Below are 26,337 nucleotides of genomic sequence, written 5' to 3' on the forward strand. Positions count from 1 at the left end.
CAGCATGGTAGAAGAATGCTATTTTTTCAAGGTTGAAGCTATTTACTTGTTATTGTTTGGCATTAAATTGCATTGACTCAGAATTTCTTGCCAGGCATCGGTGTGTTTGTTGCGTGCGTTGATATATCGATTCCAAATACTTTCATTAGAATCCCTTAAAAACACTTGAGATACATAGGGCGCCACTTGTGAAGGAATAGGTAAAAATTTTAGCGTTTGTTCATGAATACCAAACCACTGTTCACCAATGAAGTGTACATTAGCCAAATAGGGCTGTAGCTGGCGTGCATAGTATTCAGTGAAGACGTTTTTTAATATATTTGCTTTAGGGTTTGTCATGCCTTGAAAACATAGTGGTCTTCGCATGAGTCTAGCGTTTATTAAGTCGGCGGCTCTATTTAGTGTGGACTCTAATAGCAAAAGGGACTTTAGCAACGGAGTACCAAGCGGGTCGTGATATAGAGCTGCATAGCTCTCTTCTAGCTTCTTTAAAGAGTGTGAGTCGGGAGGGATCTGTTTGCCTAGCGTCATTTCAGTGACTGAAAAAAGCTTACGCATCGCTCTAAAATAGTTGCTATGATTTTTTTTATTTAAAGAAAGAGGCGAAAGATTTAAGGCAAGTGAGGCTTCTATTTCTTGTCCGGTATAGAGAGCGTTCCAAAAAACTGCAGGTAAATTTTGTTCTTTTATTTCGTATATAGCAAAAATACGTAGTTTGGATTTTTGGGATAGGCTGTCGTCTTTCTCAATGCTTGGTAAGCAGCGTTTAAGTAGAGTGTGAAATTGTATTTCGTAACTAAGCCGTTGAGAGGGAGGTGCTACTGCTCCGAGTGAGCTATTTCTAGCGGCGATCAGTGAAAGCAGATTGCATCTGCCTAAATCTAGAACATCAAACATGCCTTCTTTGATGGTTGTGATTTCACGGTAGCGAAGCCGTTGAGGGGGTAAGGCCGGTAATGAAGAAGTCAGTATAGGTTCTTCTATTTTCTCGCCTAATACATTCTCTATACGCTGGATATAGTCGTTTGTCAGCTGTTGTTCGGGCGTTTCATTACTGCAGCCCATGACGAGAAGCAAAATAGCACAGTAGAGGTATGTGCTAAATACATGCATGTTTAGCGACCCGTCGTAACCTTATCATTAATAATATGGCTGAGACGGAGAGACCTATTACAAGTCCATACCAAAAGCCTGCAGCGCCCATTGCGGGTAAAATAATATCGGTTAAGCTAAGTACATAGCCAAGTGGAAGGCCTATTACCCAATAGGCAATGAAAACGATAACGAGAGGGATAGTGGTGTCTTTGTAGCCACGTAATGCTCCCGCAGCTGTTACTTGAAGCGCGTCAGATATTTCAAAGAGAGCGGCGATTAGTAGTAAGCTTGCCGCGAGTTCAATGAGATATTGTTCTGTTGTAAATATTTGGGCAATGTGGGTGGCAAGAAGCCAGATGACGACACTAGTAAGTAGAGCAATACTGGTAGTAACTAATATGCCAGCCTTTGCGCTAAACCACGCTTCCTTCGGTTTTTTGGCTCCTGTTAGCTGACCTATTCTTATCGTGCAAGCCATGGCGATACTCAAAGGGATCATGAATATTAAACCAGAAAAAGTCATTGTGATTTGATGAGCTGCAACAACGAGCGTACCTAAAGGAGCAAGCAAAAGCGCAATAACAGAAAACATGCTAGTTTCAATTAAAATAGCAAAGCCCATTGGGATGCCGAGTTTTAAATAATTAAATAAAGCGTGGAAATCTATCCAGCAAGGTTCGGTTTCTTCAGGTAGTTTTAGTTGCGGATTACGTTTTATTGCTGTGGTGCCGAGCGCAAGCATTACCCACATTACTAATGCGCTGGCCCAGCCGCATCCTGCAGCCCCTAACTCTGGAAAGCCCATTTTACCAAAGACAAATATATAGTTAAGAGGAATATTAAGTAATAAAGCAAGAAATGCGATGCGCATTGCTGGACGGGTTTTGCCCAATCCCTCGAAATAACTTCTTAACAGCTGATAGAGTAAAAGTGCTGGAAAGCCCCACGAAATAGCGTGTAGATATTCTTTTGTTTTGGTAGCTAAAGACGGCTCAACCCTCATGAAGTCGAGAATCCATGTCGTGGAATTCAATATGAGTACGCTGAGTATACCCAGAGCAAGAGCAACCCAAAGCCCTTGTCTGAAAATGCTGAGAACCCCATGTGTTGTCTGTGATCCGGATGCAAAAGCAACTAAAGGCGTTGTTGCCATGAGAATACCCGTAGCGGCGAGGTAAATAGGTAGCCATATACTTGAACCTAGGGCGACGGCTGCTAAGTCGAGGGTGCTGTATTGTCCGGCTATTAGTGTGTCGACAAAGCCCATGGAGGCTTGTGCTAATTGCGTGAGCATAATAGGGAAGCCAAGAGCAAGAAGGATTTTAACTTCCTTCCAAGTGCGGTGTTGCGTCACAGATTGGTTCTCTTAAAGAATGAGTGTAGTGCTATTGGTTTCGAGTAAAACGTATAACTCGTAGAAAGCAAAAAGCCTCTGCAATACAGAGGCTTTTAATGTTACAGATTATTGTTCTAAAAATCGTTAGTCGATACGCACTGTTACGAAACGGCCTGGAGCTGCTTCAATCGCTTTGTTGTCTGCGTTTCCATAATCTGCAGGAGCGGCAACCTTTTTACCGCCACGTTTTTTCTGCCACTCGGACCAGTTTGGCCACCAAGAGCCTTCAACGCGTTCAGCTGTTTCTAGCCAATGATCAGATCCTTTTCCTTGCTCGCCTTTGACCCAGTAGTTACGACGGTTTTTAGAAGCAGGGTTAATAACCCCGGCAACATGACCGCTGCCACCGAGAACAAACTCCACATTATTGAAGTTTTCTGCGCCTGTGAAAGTGCCTTTCCATGGAGCAATATGATCATCAATAGTCGACAAGAAGTAGCACGGAATTTTAATGCGGCCCAAATCAATTGGAGATCCGCACATGGTCAGAGCATCTTTCTCAACAAGTTTATTTTCTAGGTACATGTTGTTGATGTAATAAGTGTACATCTCAGCTGGCAGGTTAGTAGAATCGCCATTCCAGTATAGGATATCAAATGGAGGCGGTGTCTGGCCTTTCAGATAGTTGTTAACAACATATGACCAAATAAGGTCATTAGAGCGAAGCATGTTGAAAGAGGTTGCTAGTTCTTTGCCCGATAGGTAGCCCTGATTGTTCACCTTGTCTTCTAGTTTTTTGACCTGCTGTTCATCAAGGAACACGCAAAGATCGCCTGGATCTCTGAAATCAGTTAGCGTAGTCAAGAACGTTGCCGATGCAACACTGGCGTCTTTACGGTGCGCTAATACTGCCAAGGCTGATGCAAGCAGAGTTCCGCCTATACACCAAGCGACGGCATTGACTTTAGGAGATGCTGTGATCTCTTTAACCTTGTCAATTGCAGTGATGACACCTTTGCCAACGTAATCGTCCCAGCTGATATCGCCTTGCTCAATACTTGGATTAATCCAAGAAACTAAGAAAACAGTTTGGCCTTCATCAACGCAGTATTTAACGTAAGAGTTGTGTTCTTGGAGATCCAGAATATAAAACTTATTAATACATGGAGGCACAATTAGAGTTGGCTTTTCATAAACCTGCTCTGTTGATGGCTTGTATTGAATAAGCTGGAACATATCATTTTCAAAAACAACAGCTCCTTTTGACGTGGCAATGTTTTCGCCAAGCACAAAAGCGCTTTCATCTGTCATCGAGATACGACCTTTCTCGATATCGCCCAATAGATTTTGCAAACCATCTACTAAGCTTTTACCTTTGGTTTCTAAGGCTTGCTGTAGTACTTCAGGGTTGGTGATTGCAAAATTAGTAGGAGACATAGCATCGATGTACTGTTGAGTATAAAACTCAAGCTTACGTTGCTCTGTATCTGACAAGTTGGCATTTGAAGCCATGTTCTGAAGCATTCCAGAACCCAAAAGGTAAGATTGCTTTATATAACTAAAAACTGGGTTTTGAGACCACTCTTCCGCATTGAAACGACGATCACCTTGCACCGGTGCAGCAACAGGTTTTACATCGCTTTGGCCTGTTAACAGATTTTTCCAGAGGTTCATTTGAGCCTGCTGGTAATCTGTAATCGCTTTGATCCAGACAGTCGGGTCTTCTAGAGAGCGAGTGGCTAGTTCTGACCAAGATTGAGTGAACTGGCTAAATACATCATCTCCACCCGCGCTAGTGTAGTTTTCGAGGAGCTTTTGGGTTTCCTGGTTAACGTAGTTGATGAACTCTTGAGGGTTCGTAAGCTTGTCGTTACTATTTTTTTCCATGAAACTACCTTATTTTGCTGAAATCTGGTTGCTGCCCGGCTAATACCTAGGTATCGATTTGACGTTATTCAGATTAGAGTTAACAGTTTACGATTATCGATTCTGAACTTAAGTTCAGCATATCCTTGCCGCTGCGAGGCTTGCAAGTGATGATGATAGAACTTTAGCCTTGTTTTTGGTTATGATGCTCATCAACCATACCGTCAATATATTGCAAAACCTTGTCACTTGCATTTTCTGCGCGCTGCATTGAGTCAGTTATTTCTTTTCTGATCGATGGGTTATTCCCCCAGTCAGCGTCGCGCAGTGCCACAGCATTTTGTATTGCAAGGTGAACCGCTTCATGAGGAGCTTCAAGTTTTGCATAGGCTGTCGTATTGCTAAAGAGCTCCGCACCAGGTCCCTTATAGTACCATTTTCCTAAGCGGCAGTTATGGTGGCTTACCGATGTTGCTTCGATTTCGTTGGTACGATCCATTGATCCATCAAGTGCGATATAACCGTTTTGTTTAAAAATAACATGATCGGCTTTAACTAAGGAACCAAATGCTTGGCTTCTTGCATGGGTTATAGCCCGCAGTGTTTCGTCGGCGCCTATTGCAAACCCGTCGAACTGTGTCTGGAACTCAGCGACGATACCATTCACGTCTGCTGCCATCTTATTCGAGCTTTCTGCTTGCTCAATCATTTCGTTAACGTGAAGACTGAAATCTGAAATAGTGGACGTTACTTCGATAGCAGCTTCTTTAGTGCGGCGAGAGAGCGCTTTTACTTCATCGGCAACCACTGCAAACCCGCGTCCTTGTTCTCCGGCTCTCGCCGCTTCAATAGCGGCATTCAGAGCGAGTAAATTTGTTTGGTCTGCAATGTCCGTGATAATAGATAAAGAGTCAGTGATTTTGGCGCTATCTTCTCCTAATTTACTAACGTTAGTTGCAATAGAGTTAATAGTGGAAGAAATATTATCAAGTGCAGTGATCATTTGACTTACAGATTGCTGGCTTTGTTTAGCGGCTGTTCCGTTGTCTTGAACGATTGATTCCACTTTTATCATATCTTCGCTGATCTGTAATAGATCATTTTGGGTTTGGCGTAAATTGGTGATTAAGTGCTTCCCATTGAGGGAATGGAGTTCTGAGTGTAGTGCGTTTGCTGCGACTGTTTCATTACCCTTTTTCATTTCTATAAGAGCAAAATTGATATTCTTTAGCGACTGTTTTAGAAGGCCGGGTAGCCCTTGATGGAGTGCAGGTCTGTCGTACTCGCCTCTGGCTACATGCGTGAAACATGAGTCAACTTCTTTAAAGTAAGATTCCACTTTATCGAGGAAGTCATTGACTTCCCATGCTATTTTACCAACTTCGCCTAGTTTTTTTGTGCGCGTTATTCGTGCATCAAACTCCCCACGGTTTGCTTTCTCCAGTGTTTGATGTATTTGTTGCAAGGCATGAAATACATAACCGGTGTTTACCAGTAGTCGATAAACTATGTAGCTGGTTAGTAAGGGAGGAATTAGCCAAATCGCATTAATTTCATAAGCATAAGTAATATAGAAGGAGCTGATAAGTGAAATGCCAATAAAGCTATAGCAGTAAGTTTTAATTCTGGCATCTAAAAATGGAGCTCCAGCGCTGACACCCGATTGCTGAGGATTACGTATACTCATGTTTGCTCCTCCATATCATTCAGGCTCAGCATTAAATGAGAGTATGTAGTGTTCAGTGATAATAGTGTTTCGTTCAGGTAGGCTTGTGAAGCTGCCATCGCCTCTTTTGTGGAGCTGCTTTTCTCTATTTCTAGCATTTTTTTATAAATTGGTATAATCGTATTAATTGCGCGGCGTGAGGGTTTTCTTCGAACAGAATAGTAACCTCGTAATTGTCCGTTTCCGTCATAGTCATGGGTGATATTAGCGAATACCCAATAGTAGCTGCCGTCTTTACATAAATTTTTCACATAAGCAAAAAATTCGTCTCCTTGTTCTAAAGTGTCCCATAGAAGCTTAAATGCGCCTCTTGGCATGTCTGGATGGCGAATAATGTTGTGTTGTTTGCCTAATAATTGAGATTCTGGATACCCTGAAATACTCATAAAGGTGCGGTTTACATAGGTGACGATGCCTTTTTTATCCGTTTTGCTGACAATAAACTCATTTTCAGTGAGTGAAACTTCATGATCGATAGGTGTTATTTTGGGCTTCATAGACAGCGTCTCTATAAAGAAGTTGATTAAATGTTCATTTACTTAGGATATTTAAGATCCTCATTAGGGTTTATGTTAGCAGAGATGCCATAATCTGCATGAAAAACCATAAAGACCTTGGTATATATTATGATGCAAAAATTTGTTTTTTTTACGACAACAGGCTGCCATTTGTGTGAGTTAGCAGAGGCTTTACTTGTCACAAATCTGAACCCGGAGCAACATCAAGTAGATGTTATTGATATTGCTTATAATGACCAATTACTTGGATGCTATGGTGAAAAGATTCCCGTCATAAAAAATGAAGATACCAGCGAAGAATTGTTTTGGCCCTTTGATGCAGAGAAGCTAGTAAAGTTTGTGTCCTTATAGGAATGTGTCTTGCTATTCAGATCCCGAAAAGCCGGCGGGTATTTGTGACCGTTTGCGCTGAAAGTTCATCGAGAGATACATTACGTAGTTTTGCAATTGTTGATGCGACGTGTTGAAGGTAGGCGGGTTCGTTTCGACCTTTTTTTGCTTTAAAAGGCAAATCCCTAGGTAATAAATAGGGTGCGTCAGTTTCAATTAAAAGTTTGTCACTAGGTATTTCTTTTACTAGAGACTGCAGCTCCAGCCCTCGGCGTTCATCACAGATCCATCCAGTAATACCAATAAATAGCCCTAAATCTAGATAATTAAAGAGAGCTTTTTTATTGCCTGTGAAACAATGTAATACTGCGCCTTCAAGTTGTTGCATTGCTGGCGTAAGTAAGCTTATTTGTTTTGATGTGGCTTCTCTATCGTGAAGGAATAGTGGAAGCTTGGTTTTCTGAGCTAGTTCAATGTGGCTTTCGAAGGAGCGTATTTGTTCTTCGGGCGTTGAGAAGTTGCGATTAAAATCAAGCCCGGTTTCTCCAATAGCAACAACACAAGGTTGTTGGCTAAGTATATAGAGCTGATCGAGCATCGAGTCAGTCAGTACTGATGCGCCGTGAGGATGAACCCCCACAGTGGAATATAAATATTCTGAGTGATGCTTACATAAATCTGCAGCTTTTAGTGATGACTCTAAAGATGTTCCAGTTAACAGCATTGCACGTATCTGCGAGTCTTTCGCTCGCTGAATAACCTCCTCTGTATCGTTACGAAAACGCTTGTCAGTAAGGTTAACACCAATATCTATCAGTTCAGCCATAGTAGTTATAACGTAGGGCCGCTATTATTTTTTTCATCTTGATTTAGTGCAAGCAAATCAGATTCTTGCTTACTGAATAAGCTAGCTTTTTTGGAAGCCATTACGTCATAAATGACACTGAATGCTAAAACATTTTGCACATAGTTACGTGTTTCATCAAATGGGATAGTTTCAATCCACACGTCCAAAGGAACATTTCCGCGTGCTTTTAGCCATTTTTTAACACGATGTGGGCCTGCATTGTAAGCTGCTGTTGCATATACACGATTTCCTTTGAATGTCCCCAGGACCTCTGCAAGATACGCTGTACCCAATGAGATATTGGTACGAGGGGTGAATAGCTGATTAACGCCGTTGTATTTAATATCATATCTTTTGGCAGTCATCTTTGCAGTGGCGGGCATTAATTGCATTAGTCCGCGAGCGCCCACTCTAGAGCGTGCGGTCTGATGCCAAGCGCTTTCTTGGCGAGCGACAGCGACGGCCCATGTTTGGTATATCCCACGCTTGGCTGATAGCTCCTTAAATAAGGACTGATGAGGGTTCGCAAAGCGGATATCCAAATCATCCCAAGCCTTTATTCGTGCAGCACCTCGAATGGCTTGATCATACCAGCCCCAGTCATAAGCAATATGAGCCATAGCCAATTTATCATTTTTTGATAGCTGCTTGCTTAAATGATTCCACTCAACACGTGCAGCGTATTGGTAATCAAGCGCCAGTAACTCTTTAATTCTTTTAAAAGCGGGCAGGTTGCTCACTTTGTTTTTATGAGCCGTTGTGATGCCCGATGGACGATGGTTTAGGTAGAAAGCGTTGTTAGTAATCTCTGATGCGAGAAAACCGTAAAAACTTCTTTCTTTAGAGATCTCATCATAATTAGGTTTATGGCTTTGAGGGTTTAATCTATGTGTCGTAGATTCCTTCCAGTATGCCCAACGGCCTTCGCTTTGAAGTTTCTCCGGGAGTTTCTCAATAAGTGCTAATGCACCTTTCCAATCTTGCTTGGCGAGCTTCAAGCGAATACGCCATTCTGTTAGTTTTTCATAAGTAAAATTAGGGTCCAGCTTGCCCAGCACCTGTTCGGCATTTTTACGATAGCCTTTGGCGTAGCGCATCCCGAAATATAAATTAGTTTTATCCACTACCTTTTGACTAAACATCAACCGATTGCGATCACGGAGCCATAAGTTAGCTGCTTTATTAATGTCCTTGCGTGCAATTTTGCGAATAGCATATGCTGCTACTACGCCATGGTGAGGCAGTTTTTCTTTGAGCAACTTGGTATTTTCGATTAAGTCTGGTTTATTTTTCACATCCCAGAAAAGCATGGTTTCTTTAGTATGTGTAGGGTTGTTTATAAAGCGGGCAAGGTACTTCGCGAGATCAAAGTTTTTGTTTTCAATGGCAAGCCAGAAGCGTTTGCTCGCAATGGAAGATGTTACGTTACCTTGCTTAATCCATTCTACAAATAAGGCATTACATGCAGAGTCTTGTGAATAACCTACTAGCCATAGTTGTTGTGCTGCAATAAACGCTTGCTTCTTCTGCCCAAGTTGAAACGTAGCATTAGCTAGCTCGCATCTATAACGTTTACTGTTTATGGGGAATTCGGCATAGGCTTTGTTAAACGATTGCCATTTTTTTTGCCGTAGTAGTTTATTTAGTCTTACTTTCTGTACATCATCAGCATAGGGTGTTGTTTTGTTCGCTTGAATGAAACTGCTCACAAATGCATCATCAAGCTTTGCAATATCTCTTTTAATTTGTCTGGTGTGTAAATAAGGAGCGAGAGGATAATTTTTTAGTTGATCGGTTAGTTTATCCGCTAACGCAGTGTTTTTTTTCTCAAAGGCTGTTTTGGCTTTTAGATAAAGTTGGCGCTCGGGTGTGCTTGCATAGGCAGAAAAAAAAGGAGAGCTGAAGCCTATAGCTACACCGATGATTGCTACCGCAGATAACAGTTTTCTTCTTTTTAACATGATGCTATGAGCCTACGGTTGAGTCATATGTTTTTTTAAGTGTAAAACAGCTTTTATAAAAAGGGTAATATATTGATAAGTTTTTATTTCAGAATAATATAACGTTATAAAAGCGAAACTATGACATATCTGTTTACGTTAAGTTCGTTTTAATTTGTTTTTGGGAACACAGCAGAAGTTACCTCCCGTGTGTTCCGCTTGACATAGGTAAATAGTTTTAAACGTTGTTTAACACGGCATTGGGATAATGTTCTTGAAGAACTTTATTTTGAAATTTGTCGTTGAAACGGCTATTTATAATAATGATGAACCGTTCGAATGGGATGTCACTGCTAATGGGATGGACTTGCGAAACATTATGAAATACCTCGTTATCCCTAACATGCAGAATTTCTCCAGGCTCTAGAGTGACCTCAGTTAAAGGGTGCTTCCCTGTTTTGTCTTTATATAGTGCATTGCTTCCGCCAGCCACATTGCTTCTATTTAATACTAAGATGCTAAGGAATTGACTGCCATCCTGATGAATACCCTGACCTTGTAATGGGTCAAGTAATTGTTGGCCTCTGACACCATTAATTTGCATCAAAATAGGCTCATGAGGACCGATATTCCATAAACTTGCCCAGTTTTTAATAAACACTTGTACATCTTGGCGCTTAAGAAACTGTTGTTGTAGTTGGGGGTAATAACGTAACTTATCTGCCATTGTTGCAGCATCATTGTACTGGCTTCCTTGTGCCATCGGGCATTCATTTATAATTTGTAATTGGTTGTCATCATCTAAAAATAGCCATGACATTCGTTTCCAGCGTGTATCGACATAAGGATCTTTAGGTAAGTATTTCAGGTAGTCTTGCCACTCTTCTAAATCAATATGTTCTTCTATATTGGCTTTACTCCATGAACCTTGTGATAAATCCTGGCGTACGCTGGACTCCCAGTAAGGTATTCCTCCATGAATAAGAGGGGGTAAGGTAGGTTGTAAGAAAGAAATATTAGAACTTTTCATTGTTGACTCCATTCACATTAAATGAGCTTGATAGGCTATTTGCCTTATCTGGAGGTAACAATGAAAGTGTTACAGGGATTGAGTCAATACTCTGATTGTTTTTTGTGCTGGCTTTATTTGGCGTTAATGTTAAAACTAATTAACATAGAAAGTATATTATTTAACAAACTATAAGGGTATTTGGGTTGAGAATTTATTCCTTCTCATTGAAATTAGGGTGCGAAACTTCCTCATGTTTGGTTCTGCATATAAAACTTTTTCTGCAAACATTTGAAATGCGTTCATATCAGCGACATTAACAATCAAAACGAAGTCGACTTCCCCAGTTACTTGGTAACATTGAGTAACTTCTGTGCTGTTGGCTATCCGTTTGGCAAAGACTTGGTTGAGGTCCACGCGATCGCGTTCCATTTCGACTTCCACAATTATGGTAATACCAATACCGCTAAGCTTAGGGTTTAGTATGGATACATCTTGCTCAATAATTCCTTTTGCCCGTAATGCTTTTACTCGCTTAAGGCACGCAGGTGCAGATAATCCGACCGCTTCTGCCAAAGCAAGATTGGTGATGTTGTTATCTGTTTGTAATAAGCGAAGGATTCGCTTTTCTGTATCGTCTAGTTTCATATCTGGAACACCAAATGTCGATCGTGACTAAGTGGTTAATATAATTAACTAATATATTAAAATACAAAATATAATTAGTTGAAAGCTCTTCATAAAGAATTTTTATAAGGTTCTGTCTCGTTATCATATACCGACTAGCTAATTATGGGTGGCTTCATGAAATTGTTTTTTACTGAACTGGGTCGAGATATTTTCCAAGTTTCTTTTACGCTTTTTAAATTGATGATTCCTGTCATTATTGTCGTGAAAATATTTGAAGAGCTGGGTGCTGTTGAATACCTAGGTTTCATGCTTAGCCCGGTGATGCATACCGTAGGCCTGCCAGAATCTATGGGGTTTGTGTGGGCAACCACAATGTTAACCAATATATATGGTGGCATGCTGGTATTTTTCTATGTCCAGCAAGGAGAAGTGCTAACCATTGCACAAGTAACAATATTATCTATTCTGATGCTACAGTCACATGCTCTTCCGATTGAAGCTCGGATTGCGCAGCAAGCCGGAGTTCGCTTACGTGTAACCTTGTTGCTCAGGGTGGGTGGAGGATTAGTTTTAGCTTTTATCATGCATCATATTTATCAGTTTTATGATCTCTTACAGGAACCAATGACCTTAATTTGGCAGCCAGAAATGCCTGAGCCTGGTTTGCTTGCATGGGGAGTTAGCCAAGTAGAAAGCTTAATTATGATTCAAGTTATAATTGTGATCTTACTGACCGTATTAAAGTTATTGAAAATAGCAGGGATAGAGCGCTTGATGGCACTACTGTTACGCCCTGTTTTGCGTTTGGTGGGCATTGGTCGTGAGGCAACAACAATTACCATTGTGGGTGTAACGCTAGGATTATCCTTTGGCGGTGGCTTATTGATAAAAGAAGCTCGAGCAGGGCACGTAGCCAAACGTGATATTTTTGCTTCTATGAGCCTCTTAGCGCTGTGTCATAGTATTATCGAAGATACATTGCTGGTAACCGTTTTGGGCGCTGATCTTTCAGGGGTTTTATGGGCGCGTTTATTGTTTACATTCGTCTTTATCGGTGTCCTGACTCGCGTGCTAAATGCTTGTCCTGACTCATTCTGGAAGACCCATCTCGTTAATAAGCATGTTGAACCATTAGGCTAAGTCGCTCGCACTTAAAGAATCAGCTATATTGCTACCGTTAAATTCGGTAAAATGCCGGCTCATTTTTCCCGTATAGAGAATACCATGCCCCTGATTCGCCTTGATAAAGCCTCCGTCGCGTTTGGCTCGCGCCCTCTACTTGCTGATGTAGGTCTTAACATTGAGCCAGGGGAGCGTATTGGTTTGGTTGGGCTTAATGGGGCTGGTAAGTCGACCTTGTTAAAAGTCATTACTGGACAAGTTCATCTAGATAATGGCGAGTTATGGATTGATCCTTCGTGTCGTATTGCTGAGCTCGCTCAGGCTTTGCCGGCTGCTGATGAGCGAAGAGTATGGGATGTTGTTGCTTCGGGATTACAAGAAGTTGTTGATATGCGTGCCGAATACGACAAGCTATCATCAAATACAGATGCTAAATCTCTCGCTAAGCTTGATCATTTATTACATGAAATGGAAGCGGTAGATGGTTGGGGGTTAGAGCAACGGGTGGAGCGGGTACTCACTCGTCTAAAGCTTAACGGCGAAGCGCTTATGTCTTCGTTGTCTGGAGGGTGGCGCCGACGTGCGGCACTGGGTACCGCCTTGGTACAAGAACCCGATTTATTATTACTTGATGAGCCGACAAACCATCTGGATATAGATACTATTGAATGGCTTGAAAAACAGCTGTTAGAGTTTCGTGGTGGCGTGTTATTTATCTCGCATGACCGTGCTTTGGTTGATCATCTTGCGACACGTATTATCGAATTAGATCGCGGGGTTTTAACCTCATTTGTTGGTAATTATACGTCTTACACTGAGCAGAAGCAGATATTGCTAGAGCAGGAAGAGCGCCATAATGCTCTTTTTGATAAAAAACTTGCGCAAGAAGAAGTATGGATTCGCCAAGGAATTAAAGCTCGTCGCACCCGAAATGAAGGCCGTGTTCGTGCGCTGGAGTCATTACGACGTGAGCGTTCAGACCGTCTTGGCCGTCAAGGCAAAGCCAGTTTTAACCTTGAGGCAGCACAGCGTTCAGGTAAATTGGTAGCGGAGCTTGAAAATGTGACTGTTGGCTTTAACGGCACTCCGGTTATTGAGAACTTTACGGCCGCTATTCAGCGTGGCGATAGAATCGGCCTGATTGGCCCCAATGGTGCTGGTAAAAGTACCTTGCTTAAATTGATACTAGGCCAGCTTAAGCCTGATAGTGGAAGTGTTTCTCACGGTACCAAACTTGAAGTAGCGTATTTTGATCAGTTACGTGGTCAGTTAGATCCAGAAAAATCAGTTATCGATAATATTTCTGAAGGACGTGAGGCGATTGAAATAAACGGCCAGCGGCGTCATATCATTAGCTATCTTCAAGATTTCTTGTTCGCACCTGAACGAGCACGGACACCCTTAAAAGCATTATCAGGTGGAGAGTGTAACCGTGTGTTATTAGCGCGACTGTTCAGCCAGCCTGCAAACTTGCTGGTATTGGATGAGCCAACAAATGACCTTGATGTAGAAACACTAGAGCTGCTAGAAGAGATTTTGATGGACTTTAAGGGTACGGTTTTACTCGTGAGTCATGACAGGGCATTTTTGGATAATGTGGTAACCAGCTCATTTGTGTTTGAAAACGGTGGGGTATCAAGTTACATCGGTGGTTATCAAGATTGGTTAAGACAGCGTCCTACTGTTGTAAAAGAAAAGCCGCCTGCTAAAGCCGGATTGAGCCAAGCGGGGGCTGTTCCTGTGAAAAAAGCCTCAAAGCTTAGCTATAAGTTACAGCGAGAGCTTGAGCAAATGCCTGCTTTATTAGAGTCTGCAGAAGCTGAGCTTGATGCGCTAATGACAGAGACTAGCGCAGCAGGTTTTTATGAAAGCGATCATTCACTAGTCACGGAAAAGCTTGCGTTACTGCAAGAGCAGGAACGCAAGATTGAAGTGCTAATGGAGCGTTGGGTAGAGCTGGAAGCTATGTAGTCTAGTTTTCAGGTTCATAAACGCGAACAGCGAGGACATCGCAAGGTGCTCCATGTAATACGCTGTTTGCGGTTGAACCCAGAAGTAACGCCAGGCCGTGACGGCCGTGACTGCCAACAATTATTAAGTCGCACTTTTTCTCTTCGGCCATGCGATGAATTTCAGATTCAGTATGGCCTGTGATCACTTGTTGAGACTCAACAGGGTAGTTGAGTTTTTCAGAAAAAGCCGAGAGTTTGGTTCGAGCGTGCTCGTCGAGTTGGTCTTGAACAGTGGTAAGGTCCATTGGGACATCGCCACCATAAGCGAAGCTAAGCGGCTCGATAACATGTAGTACTGTTAATTCTGCTTGGTTATTCTGCGCAATAGTACGGGCTTTCTCAATGAGCTGGTCTGATTCCTCAGACAAGTCTACAGCCAAGAGAATTTTGGAATAAACGGCCATTGGGTTAATCCTCTTTATTGAATTTACTTCAGTCTAGCATATAGAAACGTTATGAAATTGTGATAACCATCAATAGAATATGAGTCCTTCAAAGGAAATTTTAAGATGAAAATTTTTATTATCGTTGTTGTAGTAATGTCCCTGCTAGGCTCATTTATGTGGATGATGCCAACGCAGCGAGAAAAATTTCAGGCACAATTGCGTTTAAGAGCAAAAAAAGAAGGCTTTATGGTGCAGCTCGTTAGGTTAACAGCACCAAGGGCTGAAGGTGAACTGGACGAAAAAGTCCGCAATACACCTGCTTATCGTTTGCCTAGAACGAACCTTGGTAAAAGAGAAGTGGCTGAAATGCTTCCTTGGCAAGTTTTTAAAGTTACGGCGATAGCAAATGAAGGTCTGCCAGAAGGCTGGTGTTGGAAGTTGGGGGAAAGGTCTTTGTCGGATGCTCAGTTAAGTGTGTTAAATGAAGTTATTGCACTTTTGCCTTCTGATGTTGTTGCATTGGAATCAACCCCTGTTCATGTCACCGCCTTTTGGAATGAGCGAACCGGAGAGGAGCAATTGGAAACACTCAAAGTTGCTTTAGGAAAATTGATTGAGGAAAAACTATGAATCAGGACCTATCACTTAAGCCTTCATTTCAGGCCGGCAAATACCGTCATTATAAGGGTAATGAATATGATGTGACTGATCTGGTAAGACACTCCGAAACGGAAGAGTGGATGGTGCTCTATCGACCTTTATACGGTGATGCTGATCTTTGGGTTCGCCCTTTTGATATGTTTTTTGAGCAAGTTACCTTGGACAATGGTCAGCTTGTTGAACGGTTTGAGAAGTTATAATGAGTGGTAAATTACATCCCAAAAATCTTCATCAGGGTCGCTATGATTTAGTTGCGTTAAGTCTTACTTGCCCTGAGCTTACTGCGTTTCTTAGGCCGAACCCTAAAGGAGATCAAACGATCGACTTTAGCGACGAAAAAGCAGTGCTTTGTTTAAATAAAGCGTTGTTAGCTCATTACTATCATGTTCAACATTGGCAGATTCCCCCCGGCTACTTATGTCCTCCCATTCCAGGGCGCGCAGATTACATACATTACATAGCTGACCTGTTAGCTACAGGTAATGAAAAACAATGTCCGACAGGAAAAAAAGTTCATGTGCTGGATATTGGCACGGGTGCTAACTGTATTTATCCGATTATTGGTAGTCAAAGCTATGGTTGGCAGTTTGTAGGGACTGATATTGACCCCTTGGCAGTTAAAACAGCGGGTTTAATTATTCAATCAAACAGTGCTCTTAATAAACTTATTAAGGTGCGACAGCAAAAAGAGAGTGCGTGTATTTTTAAAGGCATTATTAAGCCTAAGGACAGATTTGATCTAACACTTTGTAATCCTCCTTTTCACGCCTCAATGAAGGAAGCTCAAGCGAGCAGCCAGCGGAAGTGGCAAAATCTTAACAAAGGAATAAAAGAAAATTCATCTGAATTGAATTTTGGTGGGCAGCAGTTTGAGTTATGGTGTCCCGGTGGAGAGTTAGCTTTCTTGGAATGTATGGTTAAAGAGAGCGTTGATTATGCTGAGCAAATTTGTTGGTTTACAAGCTTAGTTTCAAAGAAAGACAATATTAAGCCATTACAGCAAATACTTAAGCGCTTAGGGGCAAAGCAGTGTGAAGTTATTAACATGAGCCAAGGACAGAAAGTGAGCCGATTGATCGCTTGGAGCTTTCTTACTAAGGCTGATCATGCTCAATGGGCTAATATGTACTGGCATTAATACCTCGTCCAATTTTCTTCTATCTTTCTTTAGGCGCTTAACATGCTTTCGGATTTGCATACTTCATTAAAAGAAGTGTTTGGTTTTGATCAATTTCGTTCAGGGCAAGAGCAAACTATTTGTCAGTTGTTAAAGGGTGACTCGTCGTTAGCAATTTTTCCCACCGGTTCTGGAAAGTCCTTGTGTTACCAGTTAGCTGCAATAAAGTTACCGCATCTAACACTTGTTGTGTCGCCCTTGTTGGCGTTAATGAAAGACCAGTTATTATTTCTTAGGCATAAAGGTATTGCTGCAGCGAGTATAGATTCTACGTTGACAGCAGAGCAAAGCAAAACTGTAATGTCTGAGGCTCGTTCCGGAAAAATAAAAATATTAATGGTATCAGTTGAGCGCTTTAAAAATGAACGCTTTCGGAATTTTATTCAATCAATCCCCGTATCTATGTTGGTCGTCGATGAAGCGCATTGTATTTCTGAATGGGGGCATAACTTTCGGCCTGATTATCTAAAGCTTCCTGCTTATCGTGATGAGTTGCAAATACCCCTGGTATTGTTATTGACGGCAACAGCAACGCGTAAGGTTAAAAGGGATATGGCTAAAAAATTTGATATCGCTGAAACTGATATTGTCCAAACCGGATTCTACCGCCCCAATTTAGACTTGTCTGTGGTACCTGTGAGCGCAGCGCTCAAAGATAAAAAACTTATCGATGTTGTTTGCGAGCAGCAGGGGCCAGGAATTGTATACGTCACGCTTCAGCAGAGTGCAGAGCGGGTGGCAGAATATTTGAGAAGTAAAAAGGTTAATGCAAAAGCCTATCATGCGGGGTTACCAAATGACCTTCGCCAGCAAATACAGTCTGATTTTATGCAGGGTGAAACTCAAGTTGTTGTTGCCACTATTGCCTTTGGCATGGGTATTGATAAATCAGACATTCGTTTTGTCATTCATTATGACTTGCCGAAGTCAATTGAGAACTATAGCCAAGAAATTGGCCGTGCAGGTCGTGATGGTTATCTTTCTTACTGTGTCACACTGGCCAACTTAGATGGATTAAATACAGTCGAAAACTTTGTCTATGGTGATACTCCCGAGCTGAGCGGTATTGAGTATGTAATTAATAGTATTAAAAATGAGAGCCAGAACAGTCAGTGGGAGTTACAGGTACTTGGTTTGTCCAATGACAGTAATATTCGCCAGTTACCGTTAAAAACCTTATTAGTGCAGCTTGAATTGCTCGGAGTATTGCGACCTCTGTATGCCTATTTTGCTGATTTTAAATTAAAGCTGCTGAAGTCTGAAGACGACATATTGAGTATGTTCACAGGAGAGCGGCAAGATTTTATTGCTGCTATTTTTGCTTACACATCTTTCAAAAGAGTGTGGGGAAGCCCAGATTTTGACGCGTTATTTCAAAACTACCAATGTGAACGTTCACGCGTGGTATCAGCATTGGAGTACTTGCAAGAGCAAGATTGTATTACGCTAGAGACTAAACGTATTACTGAAGTGTTTGCTGTTAACTCCAAAGTGTTGGCTGAACCTGATTTAGCGATGAAACTACACAATTATTTTGTTGAAAAAGAGCAAAAAGAGATAGCGCGTATAGCAACCTTAGTGCGATTTTTTGAACTGTCGCGTTGCTTAAGTCACCATCTAGCAATGTATTTTGATGATGTGCAATCTCCTGAAGTGTGCGGTCATTGCTCTGTATGTAAAGGAGAGGTAGCTCAACTAGAATATTCTTCTCTTGTTAAATGGCCTGATGATACGGAGGTCTCTCGTATTACAGGCACTTTGGTTGATCATCTAGCAGAAAAAACATCAGAATGCTCTTTATTAGAACGAAAAATCACGCTTTCACAAGAAAACATCAGCAGGTTTTTGGCGGGAATTAGTGTGCCGGTATTCAATCGATATAAAGTAAGAAAGTTGCAAGGGTTTGGGCTATGCGAGCATTTACGTTACGAAGATATTCGTAACAAGGTTCGGAGTTTAAGGGCCATAGAAAGCTATGAGTAAAAGCCGACACCCTCAATAACTCAGTGAGTTACCCCAAGAGGGCGCCGGCCGTGCAGAGTGTAATTAAAGATTGAGGTTAAAACTCTCCTCTTCTTTATTAATTACCTTCAATTGATTCAACGAGAGCCTGAAAGTTCCCTCTGATTCGCGCATAGTTCGGTTTACTAGAGGCTTACAAACCTTGGGTGGGGCGTGCGGAGCAAAATTTAGCCTATGCTTCAATAGAGCGCATTAGCCCAGAGCAGCAAAAAAGGCTTAAAGGGTGTCGATTACGAGAGAACATACGCCACTCATATTCCATCTTGCTTGCTTTGTGATAATTAACCTAGGCAGGGCCGGGCGTTATTACAGGAAAAACTTCAGCAAGTGTTTGGTTTCATATGTATGAGCGTTAGCGGCGTGAAATTTCACGCATTAAGCTACTGAGGTCAAGTCCCATTTGGTCAGCCATTTTTTCAACATCGCTGGTTTTACGAGGAGGAACTTTCATAGCGGCTTTTCGTTTTTCGACTTTACGCTTTTTGTCTTGGACTTTTAATTCGAGGTTCTTCTGTATTTTGTCTAACTGTTCAAGACTGAAAGAACGTAGTAGTGAAACAAATTCTTCTTCTGTCATTAGTGGTACAAACGCCTATTTACGAAATAATAATCAGATATCATTATGGATGTAGATGCTATTTATCTGGAGGAATACAGAATGTATTCAATACCATTCTAGCATAAGTAACCTTTATTATTTGATTTCTACTAAATTTAATCCGCAACCTTTGAGTACTAGTCGAGTAATGAGCTCGGTTGCTGTTTGATAATCGTGATTATCGAGTGTTTTTTTTCCTGTTACTTGGCCTATTTGCCAATCAAAGTCCGCATAGGTTTGGGTTGAGGCCCAAATGGTAAATAATAAATGCTGGGCATCAATAGGTTCCATTTTCCCATCACTTACCCATTGATCAATACGTGTTGTCATATGCTTTGTTTGTGACATTAATTTATCAGAAATATCTTTTGTTAAATGGGGAGCTCCATGCATTATTTCACTGGCAAAAACTTTTGATGCATGTGGATGTTCTTTTGAAATCCTGATTTTTGTGCGGATATACTCTCCAAGTGCGATAGCTGGGTCTTCATATTGATCAAAGGGTGCTGAAGCTTCCAATAATGGTTCTATGATGGATTCAAGCACGCAACGGTAAAGGTTTTCTTTGCTTTGAAAGTAGTAGTAAATATTAGGCTTAGGTAAACCCGCTTTCTTGGCAATATCAATTATTTTTGTTGCCGAATACCCCTTTTCGGCAAACTCGATACAGGAGGACTCAAGAATACGTTCACTATTTATTTCGCGGATTCTACTCATACGTTCTTCTTATGTAAGATACCTTAGGCCGGTATGTTCATTATTGCTTGCACAGGGTGGTGCATGTTTATCAATATTTCATGTAATCCTAGCGGGCTTCTGATATTTGCTCAAGGAGACAATAAAATAGATTGTCCTTGTGGAAAGTAAAACTCATCACAGTTATCGCCAGGGCCTGTACGGTCGACGACTAAGAAGTCATCATTGTCATTAAGCGCGAGTATCGGGTGATGCCAGACATTTCGCCGATAGTTAATACCTTGTTTGTCGTGGCTAATGAAAGCTTTGATTTTGGTCGGATCAATGAACTCACTTTCAGGTGCCACTACGATCAAAAAGGCAGCATCTTGCATGGGAATAAATGCTTGGCTACCCATTGGATGTTTTTCAAGCATTATAATGGGTAGCGGCATTGTTAATGCTGAGGCTTTAAAAATGCTAATGATGGCTGAACCTTGCTCATCTAGGCTAACAGTAGTGAGCTGGTGGTAGCGTTGAGTCGAGCCATTGTTAATAAGAAAGAAATCTCGGTCTTGGGTTTCAATAACATCGCCAAAGGGAGCAAACGCTTCTGCCGTTAATGGTTGCGGTGTAAGTGTAATCATCGGTTGCTCTCTTTATTGTGGTGAGAATTTTATAACAAAGTGTTTATGGCGACGTTTTATGTAAGAGCCCAAGCACGCGTAATCGGCTAATGCCACCATCAGGGAATATGTTGAGTTTGATGTGGCTTACTTTTCCTAAGTCATTTAGTTCTGTAGAAAATTGGTGCTCGCTATCCATCTGTAATTTTTGTGAAGGTAGTAATTCGCGCCAGAATAAGCTACGAGTTGCTATTTGCTCATCAGTGCCACTGTCTACAAAAGCGGCTTGAATTGAGCAACTATCCGGATAATTCCCTTTAAAATGGCAAGTGTCAATGAGCACTTGCTTAACATCGCAAGGGTGAGCTAATGCAACTATAACCCAATCATTACCGGGTACCCTTCGCCTTGCTGTTTCCCAGCCATCTCCCATGTTAACGCCACGTCCAGGGTTTAGGATATTGCTTTTGTTGCCGTAGTGTTCATTACTACACACTAGAGCTCTCGCGCCGTTAACAGCAGCAGCAAAATCGATCTCTTCATCATGACTGTGGCTACTCCAGTCACGATGTGGCATACCATAAAGCCTTAAACGAGCAATACCGCCATCAGGGAAAATATTAAGGCGAATATGAGTCCAAGGGCGCTCGTCATCTATTGGAAATAAGTTATGGCTATTACCGCTCAAGCTGACAGGGCTTAAAATACTTTCCCATGCAGTGTGTTCATCAGGCTCTTTATCGGGAGAGAAACAGGCTTCTATAGATGCAGATGGGGGGTAGTTGCCAGTAAAGTAAGAGGTATCAATATCAACCCCTTTGAATATGCCTGCAACACCTAAACGAACAATAGCGTAATCATACCCTTCAAAGCGTTTGCGGCGAGATTCCCATCCATCCATCCATTTTCCGTTGTCATCATAAATATCATCTTTCCATACAGGCGCTTCAGGTTGAAGCATGCGATTGACCTCTGCGAACCAATCATCGGTTACAAAGGTAGCGGTGCTTCCTAGTCGACTATCAGCAAGGTTTAGAAAGTGGGTGAATTCAGTGGGTAGGCTCATAAGTGTTTCTCAGAAAGGTTAGAGGGCTTCAAGCCGAAACAGTGCAATTTTGTTGATTTCTGTTATCGCCTGTTTAAATTCAGTTTCTACATCGTTGTGGATACGTATTTCAAATGCATCAAGTATTTGTAATCGATTACTTCCCTTCACCGCCATGATAAATGGAAAGTTAAACTTGGTTTTGTACATCTTGTTTAGCTCTGTGAAGCGTGCAAACTCCTGTGGGCTACATTCATGGATACCTGCTCCCGCTTGTTCAGAGGATGAGGAGGCAGTCAGCTCTCTGGATATAGCTGCTTTACCGGCTAAGTCGGGATGAGCGTTAATGAGGGTGAGTTGTTGGCTTTTAGAGGTGTTTAATAAGACATCAGACATTAACTGGTGTAGGTGTCGTATATCATCAGCATTAATCGATGATAAGTGTGCATAAGCGCGCTCAGCCATCCAGGGGGAGTGTTCGTAAATATCTTTGAAGTGCTCTATAAACGAAGCTTTAGTCATTGTGCTGGGGTGCAGAGTACTAAACCTCATGATGTCGTCTGTTTTTGAGTTTTATACGGCGCTTTATAAGGGTGGTGCTCATGCCAGTGGCGTGCAATATCAATTCGACGAGCATACCAGACCTTTTCAAACTGCTGTGTATAAGTAATAAAGCGCTTAAGTGCAGCGATACGGCCAGGGCGGCCTATTAATCGACAGTGGAGACCGATGGATAACATTTTAGGCGCGCTTTCGCCTTCTTCGTAGAGAGTGTCGAAGCTGTCTTTTAAATAATTAAAGAACTGTTCACCGCTGTTAAAGCCTTGCGATGTCGAAAAGCGCATATCGTTTGTATCAAGTGTATAGGGGATAACTAAGTGCCCTTTATCTTGATTCGCTACCCAGTAGGGTAGGTCGTCATCGTAAGCATCTGAGTCGTATAAAAAACCACCTTCTTCCATGACCAGCTGGCGCGTGTTGACACTATTACGCCCGGTGTACCACCCTAAAGGACGCTCGCCGGTGATGGCAGCTAGAATGTTAACGGCTTGATTAAGGTGCGTGCGTTCCTCTTCAAGGCTCATAGGCTGATAATCTATCCAGCGATAACCGTGACTGCAGATTTCATGACCCGCAACCGCCATGGCTTTAATAACATCAGGATGGCGTTCAGCTGCCATAGCAACAGCAAATATGGTGAGCGGGATTTGATGCTTATTGAAAAGGTCCAGAATTCTCCATACGCCAGCGCGGCTGCCGTATTCGTAGATAGACTCCATACTGATATGGCGTGCGTGGCGAAACGGCTGAGCAGAAGGTATTTCAGAGAGAAACGCTTCAGATTCTTCATCACCATGTAGTATGCAGCGCTCTCCACCTTCTTCATAATTTAAAACGAAGGACAGTGCTATTTTAGCATCGCTAGGCCAGTGCGGGTGCGGTGGATGTCCAGCATAGCCAATAAGATTGCGAGGATAACTCATATCGTTCACTCTTTTTTATGGGTATAAGAAGTCTATGTGTGAATATTTATTATCTAATTGTATACAATAAAATATGACTTATTTAAAGATAAAAGGCATCGATAACGGGTTTTTATAATTATGAAGTGTCATTAATGGTTAATTATTGTATACAATAATTGTGTGTGGTTTCTTTTGATGGGGTAATGAATGGGGTTTTTAACAACACATGTACTCGATACGGCGCATGGGTGTCCGGGCAATGCTATTCGAGTGCAATTATTTCGGTTCAGAGATAATCGCCGAGAACTGCTGAATGAAATGATTACGAATGCTGATGGTCGTACTGATTCAGCTATATTGCCTGAAAGTGAGTTTTTGGTAGGTAAATACGAACTTGTATTTGCTGTAGGAGATTATTTTAAGGCGAAGGGTGTCGAATTAGCTGACCCCGCATTTATTGATGATGTTTCCATTCATTTTGGGATAGCGGATGAAGGCTCGCACTATCATGTTCCGCTGCTGGTATCACCCTATAGCTATTCGACGTATAGAGGCAGTTAGCAAGATAAGAGCAGATGGGTAATAAATGATCATGTACCCGTTTTTATATTTCAAATTACAAATACACGTACTATAAAAGCCACTTTTTAAAAGGTTGTCGCTATATGGCTTCGCACAATAAGGCCTCTCAGGGTGAGGTTATTTATGGTCATATCTTTGATGCCATCTTGGAACAGAGGCTCTCTCCAGGCACTAAGCTAAGTGAGGAATCACTTGGCAGTATCTTTGGGGTTAGTCGAACAGTTATTCATCGAGCGTTATCTCGATTAGCCCATGAGAAAGTTGTCGTAATCCGTCCTAATCGAGGTGCTATAGTTGCTAGCCCTACAGCAGCAGAAGCAAGGGAAATTCTTTTTGCACGGCGGGTTATTGAAAAAACGGTGATTGAGCTGGCAGTAGAACAGCCTGTAAAAAAACAGTTAGATGAATTACGTCAGCTCGTTAAAAAAGAGCACAGCTGTTTTGCTAGAGGAGATCGTGCAGCGGGTATCCGTTTCTCTGGTGAGTTCCATTTATTATTAGCGGAAATGGCAAATAATTTACCCTTACTGAGTTTTTTGCGTAGCCTCGTGTCTCAGTCTTCATTAATCATTGCACTGTACGAAAATAATACTCAAAACCATTGCTCTTATGATGAGCATCTCGCATTAATTGATGCTGTCGCTGCTAAAGATAAGGTTCGAGCGGTACAGTTAATGGAGCGTCATCTAGACCATATTGAACAAAAACTAACATTGAATAATGATGATTCAAAAGATGGTTTAAAAGCGGTGTTCTCTAAATTACATACATAAAACATCCATGTAAGTAATAACTACGATGTTTTGACTCCCTTTAATAAAAATCTTATAGTCGTTTTCCGGATGAGTCATCCGGCTTCGTTCTCGGGGCGGGGTGCAATTCCCCACCGGCGGTAAAAATAGGGAGTAACGCATGTTATTTCCTTATTTGAGCCCGCGAGCGCCTTTTATTCTTAGAGCTGTTATAGCCTCTGATAAAAGGGTCAGCAGATCTGGTTAAACTCCAGAGCCGACGGTTATAGTCCGGATGATAGAGAGCGTGTCAGACAAGATCACACCACTGTTATTTCAGTGAGCTGAATAATGCCCATTAGATTTTCTGTTATGGTCATTAATTGCCTGCCCGTTCGCCCTGATTCAGTCATTTTTATGGGTTTTACCAATGAATCAGAGCTCAACGAATACACCATTATTAGATATAAAAAACCAACGCATTGCATTTGTCCATGCTTCTTGGCATACCGATATTGTTCTTAATAGCCTAGAAGGTTTTCAGGCTGTCATGTCTGAGTGTGGATATGATATTAGTAAAGTTGATGTTTTTTCAGTACCGGGAGCTTACGAAATACCCTTGCAAGCTAAGCTGTTGGCTAAATCTGGCAAGTATGTAGCTATTGCTTGCAGTGGTTTAGTTGTTGATGGAGGAATATATCGCCATGAATTTGTTGCACAAGCTGTTTGTACTGGATTGATGCAAGTACAGCTTGAAACTGAAGTGCCAGTATTAACGGCTGTATTAACGCCACATCACTTTCATGAGACTGGCGAACATATTGAATATTTCTTACGACACTTCATCAAAAAAGGCCGTGAGTTAGGCAGGGTATGTGATAGTGCTATTCGCTTAACGGCTGTATCGAAAGCCCAGCTTGCTGAATGAATAAGTGGCATCAATAAGGAACAACTGTATGAGCAACTCGAAGACAGTACCGGAGCCCAATTTAATCGCTTTTGTTAGCCGTATTCCTTTTGTTGAAGTACAGGAATGGATATCGATTCTAAATGAGCTGTTGCCCGACAGCGATATCTGTTTATTTGATAGGTTGACGGACCTGCAGAAGACGCAATGTACACTCGCTGTTGTGGCTAATCCAGATCCAGAAGAATTACGTCAATTACCAAATCTTAAATGGGTGCATAGTACATGGGCTGGTGTTGAACGTATGGTCGCTGAGCTTTTTGTTACAGGAAGTGAAGTGCCATTTCAAATAATTCGTTTAGTAGACCCTGAGCTTGCGCGCACTATGGCAGAGGCTGTGTTGGCTTGGACACTCTATTTGCACCGTGATATGCCACGTTATCGTATGCAACAAGAAAGTGTCCAATGGATACAGCTTCCTTATGTTGCTGCAAAAGATCGAACAGTTACTGTATTAGGCTTGGGTAAGTTAGGCGCTCTATGTGCTAAGCGGCTTCAGGCTAATGGGTTTAGGGTGTTGGGCTGGAGCCGGAATGAGAAATTCTTAGAGAACATTCAATCATTTTCTGCTGAAGACGGGTTAAAAACTGTACTCTCACAAAGTGACATCGTGGTTAACTTACTGCCCTTAACTAATGATACACGAGGCTTACTAAATGCCGCATGTTTTGCTCAATGTCTACCGGGTGTGTCCATTATTAATTTTGGCCGTGGAGCGACAGTGAACGAGGCCGATTTAATCGCTTCGCTGGATACTGGCCTAATTTCACATGCCGTTTTAGATGTTTTTGAAGAGGAGCCTTTGTCTGTGAATCATCCCTATTGGGCACATGAAAAAGTCACAGTACTGCCACATATTTCAGCGCCTACCAATATTAGTAGTGCCAGCAAAATTGTCGCTAATAATATACGTGAATATTATAGATCTGGATTAGTACCTGAAGCCGTGAATCATAATCTGGGGTACTGAA

Annotated in this window: 27 protein-coding genes and 1 riboswitch; of the genes, 11 read left to right on the plus strand and 16 right to left on the minus strand. The window is 41.8% G+C overall.

The features are described from left to right. Window positions 1-42 precede the first annotated feature (42 nt). From QZZ55_RS12115 to QZZ55_RS12135, 5 genes are all read right to left on the minus strand, one after another. The gene (locus tag QZZ55_RS12115) at window positions 43-1,113 is read right to left on the minus strand and encodes a DUF3080 family protein (protein ID WP_293267593.1); all 1,071 of its coding nucleotides are present in this window, start codon (window positions 1,111-1,113) and stop codon (window positions 43-45) included. Then, the gene (locus tag QZZ55_RS12120; protein ID WP_293267594.1) at window positions 1,100-2,449 is read right to left on the minus strand and encodes an MATE family efflux transporter; all 1,350 of its coding nucleotides are present in this window, start codon (window positions 2,447-2,449) and stop codon (window positions 1,100-1,102) included. Before QZZ55_RS12120 ends, QZZ55_RS12115 begins: the two co-directional genes overlap by 14 nt. 126 nt (window positions 2,450-2,575) lie before the next feature. Further along, on the minus strand, window positions 2,576-4,318 hold the full coding sequence (gene phaC, locus QZZ55_RS12125) for a class I poly(R)-hydroxyalkanoic acid synthase (RefSeq protein ID WP_293267595.1): 1,743 nt from the start codon (window positions 4,316-4,318) through the stop codon (window positions 2,576-2,578). A 163-nt stretch (window positions 4,319-4,481) separates the two neighbouring features. Next, the gene (locus QZZ55_RS12130; RefSeq protein ID WP_293267596.1) at window positions 4,482-5,984 is read right to left on the minus strand and encodes a methyl-accepting chemotaxis protein; all 1,503 of its coding nucleotides are present in this window, start codon (window positions 5,982-5,984) and stop codon (window positions 4,482-4,484) included. Then, entirely contained in the window at window positions 5,981-6,520 is a 540-nt protein-coding gene (locus QZZ55_RS12135; protein ID WP_293267597.1) for a PAS domain-containing protein, read from the minus strand. Before QZZ55_RS12135 ends, QZZ55_RS12130 begins: the two co-directional genes overlap by 4 nt. A 129-nt stretch (window positions 6,521-6,649) precedes the next feature. Here QZZ55_RS12135 and QZZ55_RS12140 point away from each other — a divergent pair, with 129 nt between their 5' ends. Continuing rightward, on the plus strand, window positions 6,650-6,892 hold the full coding sequence (locus tag QZZ55_RS12140; protein ID WP_293267598.1) for a glutaredoxin family protein: 243 nt from the start codon (window positions 6,650-6,652) through the stop codon (window positions 6,890-6,892). Between the two features lie 16 nt (window positions 6,893-6,908). On the opposite strand, the gene QZZ55_RS12145 is transcribed toward QZZ55_RS12140, so the two are convergent. From QZZ55_RS12145 to QZZ55_RS12160, 4 genes are all read right to left on the minus strand, one after another. Continuing rightward, on the minus strand, window positions 6,909-7,697 hold the full coding sequence (locus QZZ55_RS12145; protein WP_293267599.1) for a TatD family hydrolase: 789 nt from the start codon (window positions 7,695-7,697) through the stop codon (window positions 6,909-6,911). A 5-nt stretch (window positions 7,698-7,702) separates the two neighbouring features. Continuing rightward, window positions 7,703-9,679, minus strand: coding sequence for a transglycosylase SLT domain-containing protein (locus QZZ55_RS12150; RefSeq protein ID WP_293267600.1), 1,977 nt, complete (start codon window positions 9,677-9,679; stop codon window positions 7,703-7,705). 217 nt (window positions 9,680-9,896) lie between these two features. After that, window positions 9,897-10,688: a 2OG-Fe dioxygenase family protein gene (locus QZZ55_RS12155; RefSeq protein ID WP_293267601.1), complete on the minus strand. Its 792-nt coding sequence runs from the start codon at window positions 10,686-10,688 to the stop codon at window positions 9,897-9,899. Window positions 10,689-10,856: 168 nt separating this feature from the next. After that, on the minus strand, window positions 10,857-11,315 hold the full coding sequence (locus QZZ55_RS12160; RefSeq protein WP_293267602.1) for an Lrp/AsnC family transcriptional regulator: 459 nt from the start codon (window positions 11,313-11,315) through the stop codon (window positions 10,857-10,859). A 156-nt stretch (window positions 11,316-11,471) separates the two neighbouring features. On the opposite strand from QZZ55_RS12160, the gene QZZ55_RS12165 reads away from it, so the two are divergent. Both QZZ55_RS12165 and QZZ55_RS12170 read left to right on the plus strand, forming a co-directional pair. Continuing rightward, window positions 11,472-12,437, plus strand: a complete 966-nt coding sequence (locus QZZ55_RS12165; RefSeq protein WP_293267603.1) for a hypothetical protein — start codon at window positions 11,472-11,474, stop codon at window positions 12,435-12,437. A gap of 84 nt (window positions 12,438-12,521) precedes the next feature. After that, a complete protein-coding gene (locus QZZ55_RS12170) occupies window positions 12,522-14,390 on the plus strand; it encodes an ATP-binding cassette domain-containing protein (protein ID WP_293267604.1) in 1,869 nt (622 codons plus the stop codon). 1 nt (window position 14,391) lies between these two features. Here the strand turns inward: QZZ55_RS12170 and QZZ55_RS12175 are convergent, their stop codons facing one another. Continuing rightward, entirely contained in the window at window positions 14,392-14,835 is a 444-nt protein-coding gene (locus QZZ55_RS12175; protein WP_293267605.1) for a universal stress protein, read from the minus strand. Window positions 14,836-14,940: 105 nt separating this feature from the next. Here QZZ55_RS12175 and QZZ55_RS12180 point away from each other — a divergent pair, with 105 nt between their 5' ends. The 4 genes from QZZ55_RS12180 to QZZ55_RS12195 are packed head-to-tail and all read left to right on the plus strand — an operon-like array spanning window position 14,941 to window position 18,637. Beyond that, on the plus strand, window positions 14,941-15,447 hold the full coding sequence (locus QZZ55_RS12180; protein ID WP_293267606.1) for a hypothetical protein: 507 nt from the start codon (window positions 14,941-14,943) through the stop codon (window positions 15,445-15,447). Next, a complete protein-coding gene (locus QZZ55_RS12185) occupies window positions 15,444-15,677 on the plus strand; it encodes a DUF1653 domain-containing protein (protein ID WP_293267607.1) in 234 nt (77 codons plus the stop codon). Before QZZ55_RS12180 ends, QZZ55_RS12185 begins: the two co-directional genes overlap by 4 nt. Then, window positions 15,677-16,615 (plus strand): 23S rRNA (adenine(1618)-N(6))-methyltransferase RlmF, encoded by a 939-nt coding sequence (gene rlmF, locus QZZ55_RS12190; RefSeq protein WP_293267608.1) that lies wholly within the window; start codon window positions 15,677-15,679, stop codon window positions 16,613-16,615. Before QZZ55_RS12185 ends, rlmF begins: the two co-directional genes overlap by 1 nt. Window positions 16,616-16,657: 42 nt before the next feature. Further along, the gene (locus tag QZZ55_RS12195) at window positions 16,658-18,637 is read left to right on the plus strand and encodes an ATP-dependent DNA helicase RecQ (RefSeq protein WP_293267609.1); all 1,980 of its coding nucleotides are present in this window, start codon (window positions 16,658-16,660) and stop codon (window positions 18,635-18,637) included. Window positions 18,638-19,028: 391 nt separating this feature from the next. Here the strand turns inward: QZZ55_RS12195 and QZZ55_RS12200 are convergent, their stop codons facing one another. The 6 genes from QZZ55_RS12200 to puuE form a co-directional block, all read right to left on the minus strand. After that, on the minus strand, window positions 19,029-19,253 hold the full coding sequence (locus tag QZZ55_RS12200; RefSeq protein WP_293267610.1) for a hypothetical protein: 225 nt from the start codon (window positions 19,251-19,253) through the stop codon (window positions 19,029-19,031). Between the two features lie 117 nt (window positions 19,254-19,370). Further along, entirely contained in the window at window positions 19,371-19,991 is a 621-nt protein-coding gene (locus QZZ55_RS12205; protein ID WP_293267611.1) for a TetR/AcrR family transcriptional regulator, read from the minus strand. Window positions 19,992-20,101: 110 nt separating this feature from the next. After that, entirely contained in the window at window positions 20,102-20,596 is a 495-nt protein-coding gene (locus QZZ55_RS12210) for an ureidoglycolate lyase (RefSeq protein WP_293267612.1), read from the minus strand. Between the two features lie 43 nt (window positions 20,597-20,639). After that, window positions 20,640-21,641 (minus strand): allantoicase, encoded by a 1,002-nt coding sequence (gene alc, locus QZZ55_RS12215; RefSeq protein ID WP_293267613.1) that lies wholly within the window; start codon window positions 21,639-21,641, stop codon window positions 20,640-20,642. An 18-nt stretch (window positions 21,642-21,659) separates the two neighbouring features. Next, window positions 21,660-22,172 carry a 2-oxo-4-hydroxy-4-carboxy-5-ureidoimidazoline decarboxylase gene (gene uraD, locus QZZ55_RS12220; RefSeq protein ID WP_293267614.1) on the minus strand — a complete coding sequence of 171 codons (513 nt, stop codon included), beginning with the start codon at window positions 22,170-22,172 and terminating at the stop codon, window positions 21,660-21,662. Then, the gene (gene puuE, locus QZZ55_RS12225) at window positions 22,169-23,104 is read right to left on the minus strand and encodes an allantoinase PuuE (protein WP_293267615.1); all 936 of its coding nucleotides are present in this window, start codon (window positions 23,102-23,104) and stop codon (window positions 22,169-22,171) included. The genes uraD and puuE overlap by 4 nt, the downstream gene beginning before the upstream one ends. Window positions 23,105-23,293: 189 nt before the next feature. Between puuE and uraH the strand changes: the two genes are divergently transcribed. From uraH to QZZ55_RS12245, 4 genes are all read left to right on the plus strand, one after another. Next, entirely contained in the window at window positions 23,294-23,647 is a 354-nt protein-coding gene (uraH, locus tag QZZ55_RS12230; RefSeq protein WP_293267616.1) for a hydroxyisourate hydrolase, read from the plus strand. 104 nt (window positions 23,648-23,751) lie between these two features. Then, window positions 23,752-24,441: a GntR family transcriptional regulator gene (locus tag QZZ55_RS12235; protein ID WP_293267617.1), complete on the plus strand. Its 690-nt coding sequence runs from the start codon at window positions 23,752-23,754 to the stop codon at window positions 24,439-24,441. Between the two features lie 82 nt (window positions 24,442-24,523). Further along, a riboswitch (FMN riboswitch) is annotated at window positions 24,524-24,710 on the plus strand. 119 nt (window positions 24,711-24,829) lie between these two features. Continuing rightward, window positions 24,830-25,327 carry a 6,7-dimethyl-8-ribityllumazine synthase gene (locus tag QZZ55_RS12240; protein WP_293267618.1) on the plus strand — a complete coding sequence of 166 codons (498 nt, stop codon included), beginning with the start codon at window positions 24,830-24,832 and terminating at the stop codon, window positions 25,325-25,327. Window positions 25,328-25,355: 28 nt separating this feature from the next. Beyond that, window positions 25,356-26,336: a glyoxylate/hydroxypyruvate reductase A gene (locus tag QZZ55_RS12245; protein ID WP_293267619.1), complete on the plus strand. Its 981-nt coding sequence runs from the start codon at window positions 25,356-25,358 to the stop codon at window positions 26,334-26,336. Window position 26,337 lies beyond the last annotated feature (1 nt).

The organism is Neptunomonas sp. (assembly GCF_016744175.1).
In the GTDB taxonomy this organism is placed as follows: domain Bacteria; phylum Pseudomonadota; class Gammaproteobacteria; order Pseudomonadales; family Balneatricaceae; genus Neptunomonas.

What these genes read in the sequence shown, in the direction of transcription:
- QZZ55_RS12205 (WP_293267611.1), bottom strand. Translation starts at nt 19,991, where the DNA reads ATGAGTAGAATCCGCGAAATAAATAGTGAACGTATTCTTGAGTCCTCC.
- QZZ55_RS12150 (WP_293267600.1), bottom strand. Translation starts at nt 9,679, where the DNA reads ATGTTAAAAAGAAGAAAACTGTTATCTGCGGTAGCAATCATCGGTGTA.
- QZZ55_RS12240 (WP_293267618.1), top strand. Translation starts at nt 24,830, where the DNA reads ATGAATCAGAGCTCAACGAATACACCATTATTAGATATAAAAAACCAA.
- puuE (WP_293267615.1), bottom strand. Translation starts at nt 23,104, where the DNA reads ATGAGTTATCCTCGCAATCTTATTGGCTATGCTGGACATCCACCGCAC.
- QZZ55_RS12175 (WP_293267605.1), bottom strand. Translation starts at nt 14,835, where the DNA reads ATGGCCGTTTATTCCAAAATTCTCTTGGCTGTAGACTTGTCTGAGGAA.
- QZZ55_RS12200 (WP_293267610.1), bottom strand. Translation starts at nt 19,253, where the DNA reads ATGACAGAAGAAGAATTTGTTTCACTACTACGTTCTTTCAGTCTTGAA.
- QZZ55_RS12130 (WP_293267596.1), bottom strand. Translation starts at nt 5,984, where the DNA reads ATGAGTATACGTAATCCTCAGCAATCGGGTGTCAGCGCTGGAGCTCCA.
- QZZ55_RS12165 (WP_293267603.1), top strand. Translation starts at nt 11,472, where the DNA reads ATGAAATTGTTTTTTACTGAACTGGGTCGAGATATTTTCCAAGTTTCT.
- QZZ55_RS12195 (WP_293267609.1), top strand. Translation starts at nt 16,658, where the DNA reads ATGCTTTCGGATTTGCATACTTCATTAAAAGAAGTGTTTGGTTTTGAT.
- QZZ55_RS12180 (WP_293267606.1), top strand. Translation starts at nt 14,941, where the DNA reads ATGAAAATTTTTATTATCGTTGTTGTAGTAATGTCCCTGCTAGGCTCA.
- QZZ55_RS12140 (WP_293267598.1), top strand. Translation starts at nt 6,650, where the DNA reads ATGATGCAAAAATTTGTTTTTTTTACGACAACAGGCTGCCATTTGTGT.
- QZZ55_RS12170 (WP_293267604.1), top strand. Translation starts at nt 12,522, where the DNA reads ATGCCCCTGATTCGCCTTGATAAAGCCTCCGTCGCGTTTGGCTCGCGC.
- QZZ55_RS12235 (WP_293267617.1), top strand. Translation starts at nt 23,752, where the DNA reads ATGGCTTCGCACAATAAGGCCTCTCAGGGTGAGGTTATTTATGGTCAT.
- QZZ55_RS12210 (WP_293267612.1), bottom strand. Translation starts at nt 20,596, where the DNA reads ATGATTACACTTACACCGCAACCATTAACGGCAGAAGCGTTTGCTCCC.
- QZZ55_RS12160 (WP_293267602.1), bottom strand. Translation starts at nt 11,315, where the DNA reads ATGAAACTAGACGATACAGAAAAGCGAATCCTTCGCTTATTACAAACA.
- uraH (WP_293267616.1), top strand. Translation starts at nt 23,294, where the DNA reads ATGGGGTTTTTAACAACACATGTACTCGATACGGCGCATGGGTGTCCG.
- QZZ55_RS12185 (WP_293267607.1), top strand. Translation starts at nt 15,444, where the DNA reads ATGAATCAGGACCTATCACTTAAGCCTTCATTTCAGGCCGGCAAATAC.
- QZZ55_RS12145 (WP_293267599.1), bottom strand. Translation starts at nt 7,697, where the DNA reads ATGGCTGAACTGATAGATATTGGTGTTAACCTTACTGACAAGCGTTTT.
- QZZ55_RS12245 (WP_293267619.1), top strand. Translation starts at nt 25,356, where the DNA reads ATGAGCAACTCGAAGACAGTACCGGAGCCCAATTTAATCGCTTTTGTT.
- QZZ55_RS12115 (WP_293267593.1), bottom strand. Translation starts at nt 1,113, where the DNA reads ATGCATGTATTTAGCACATACCTCTACTGTGCTATTTTGCTTCTCGTC.
- rlmF (WP_293267608.1), top strand. Translation starts at nt 15,677, where the DNA reads ATGAGTGGTAAATTACATCCCAAAAATCTTCATCAGGGTCGCTATGAT.
- phaC (WP_293267595.1), bottom strand. Translation starts at nt 4,318, where the DNA reads ATGGAAAAAAATAGTAACGACAAGCTTACGAACCCTCAAGAGTTCATC.
- QZZ55_RS12155 (WP_293267601.1), bottom strand. Translation starts at nt 10,688, where the DNA reads ATGAAAAGTTCTAATATTTCTTTCTTACAACCTACCTTACCCCCTCTT.
- alc (WP_293267613.1), bottom strand. Translation starts at nt 21,641, where the DNA reads ATGAGCCTACCCACTGAATTCACCCACTTTCTAAACCTTGCTGATAGT.
- QZZ55_RS12135 (WP_293267597.1), bottom strand. Translation starts at nt 6,520, where the DNA reads ATGAAGCCCAAAATAACACCTATCGATCATGAAGTTTCACTCACTGAA.
- uraD (WP_293267614.1), bottom strand. Translation starts at nt 22,172, where the DNA reads ATGAGGTTTAGTACTCTGCACCCCAGCACAATGACTAAAGCTTCGTTT.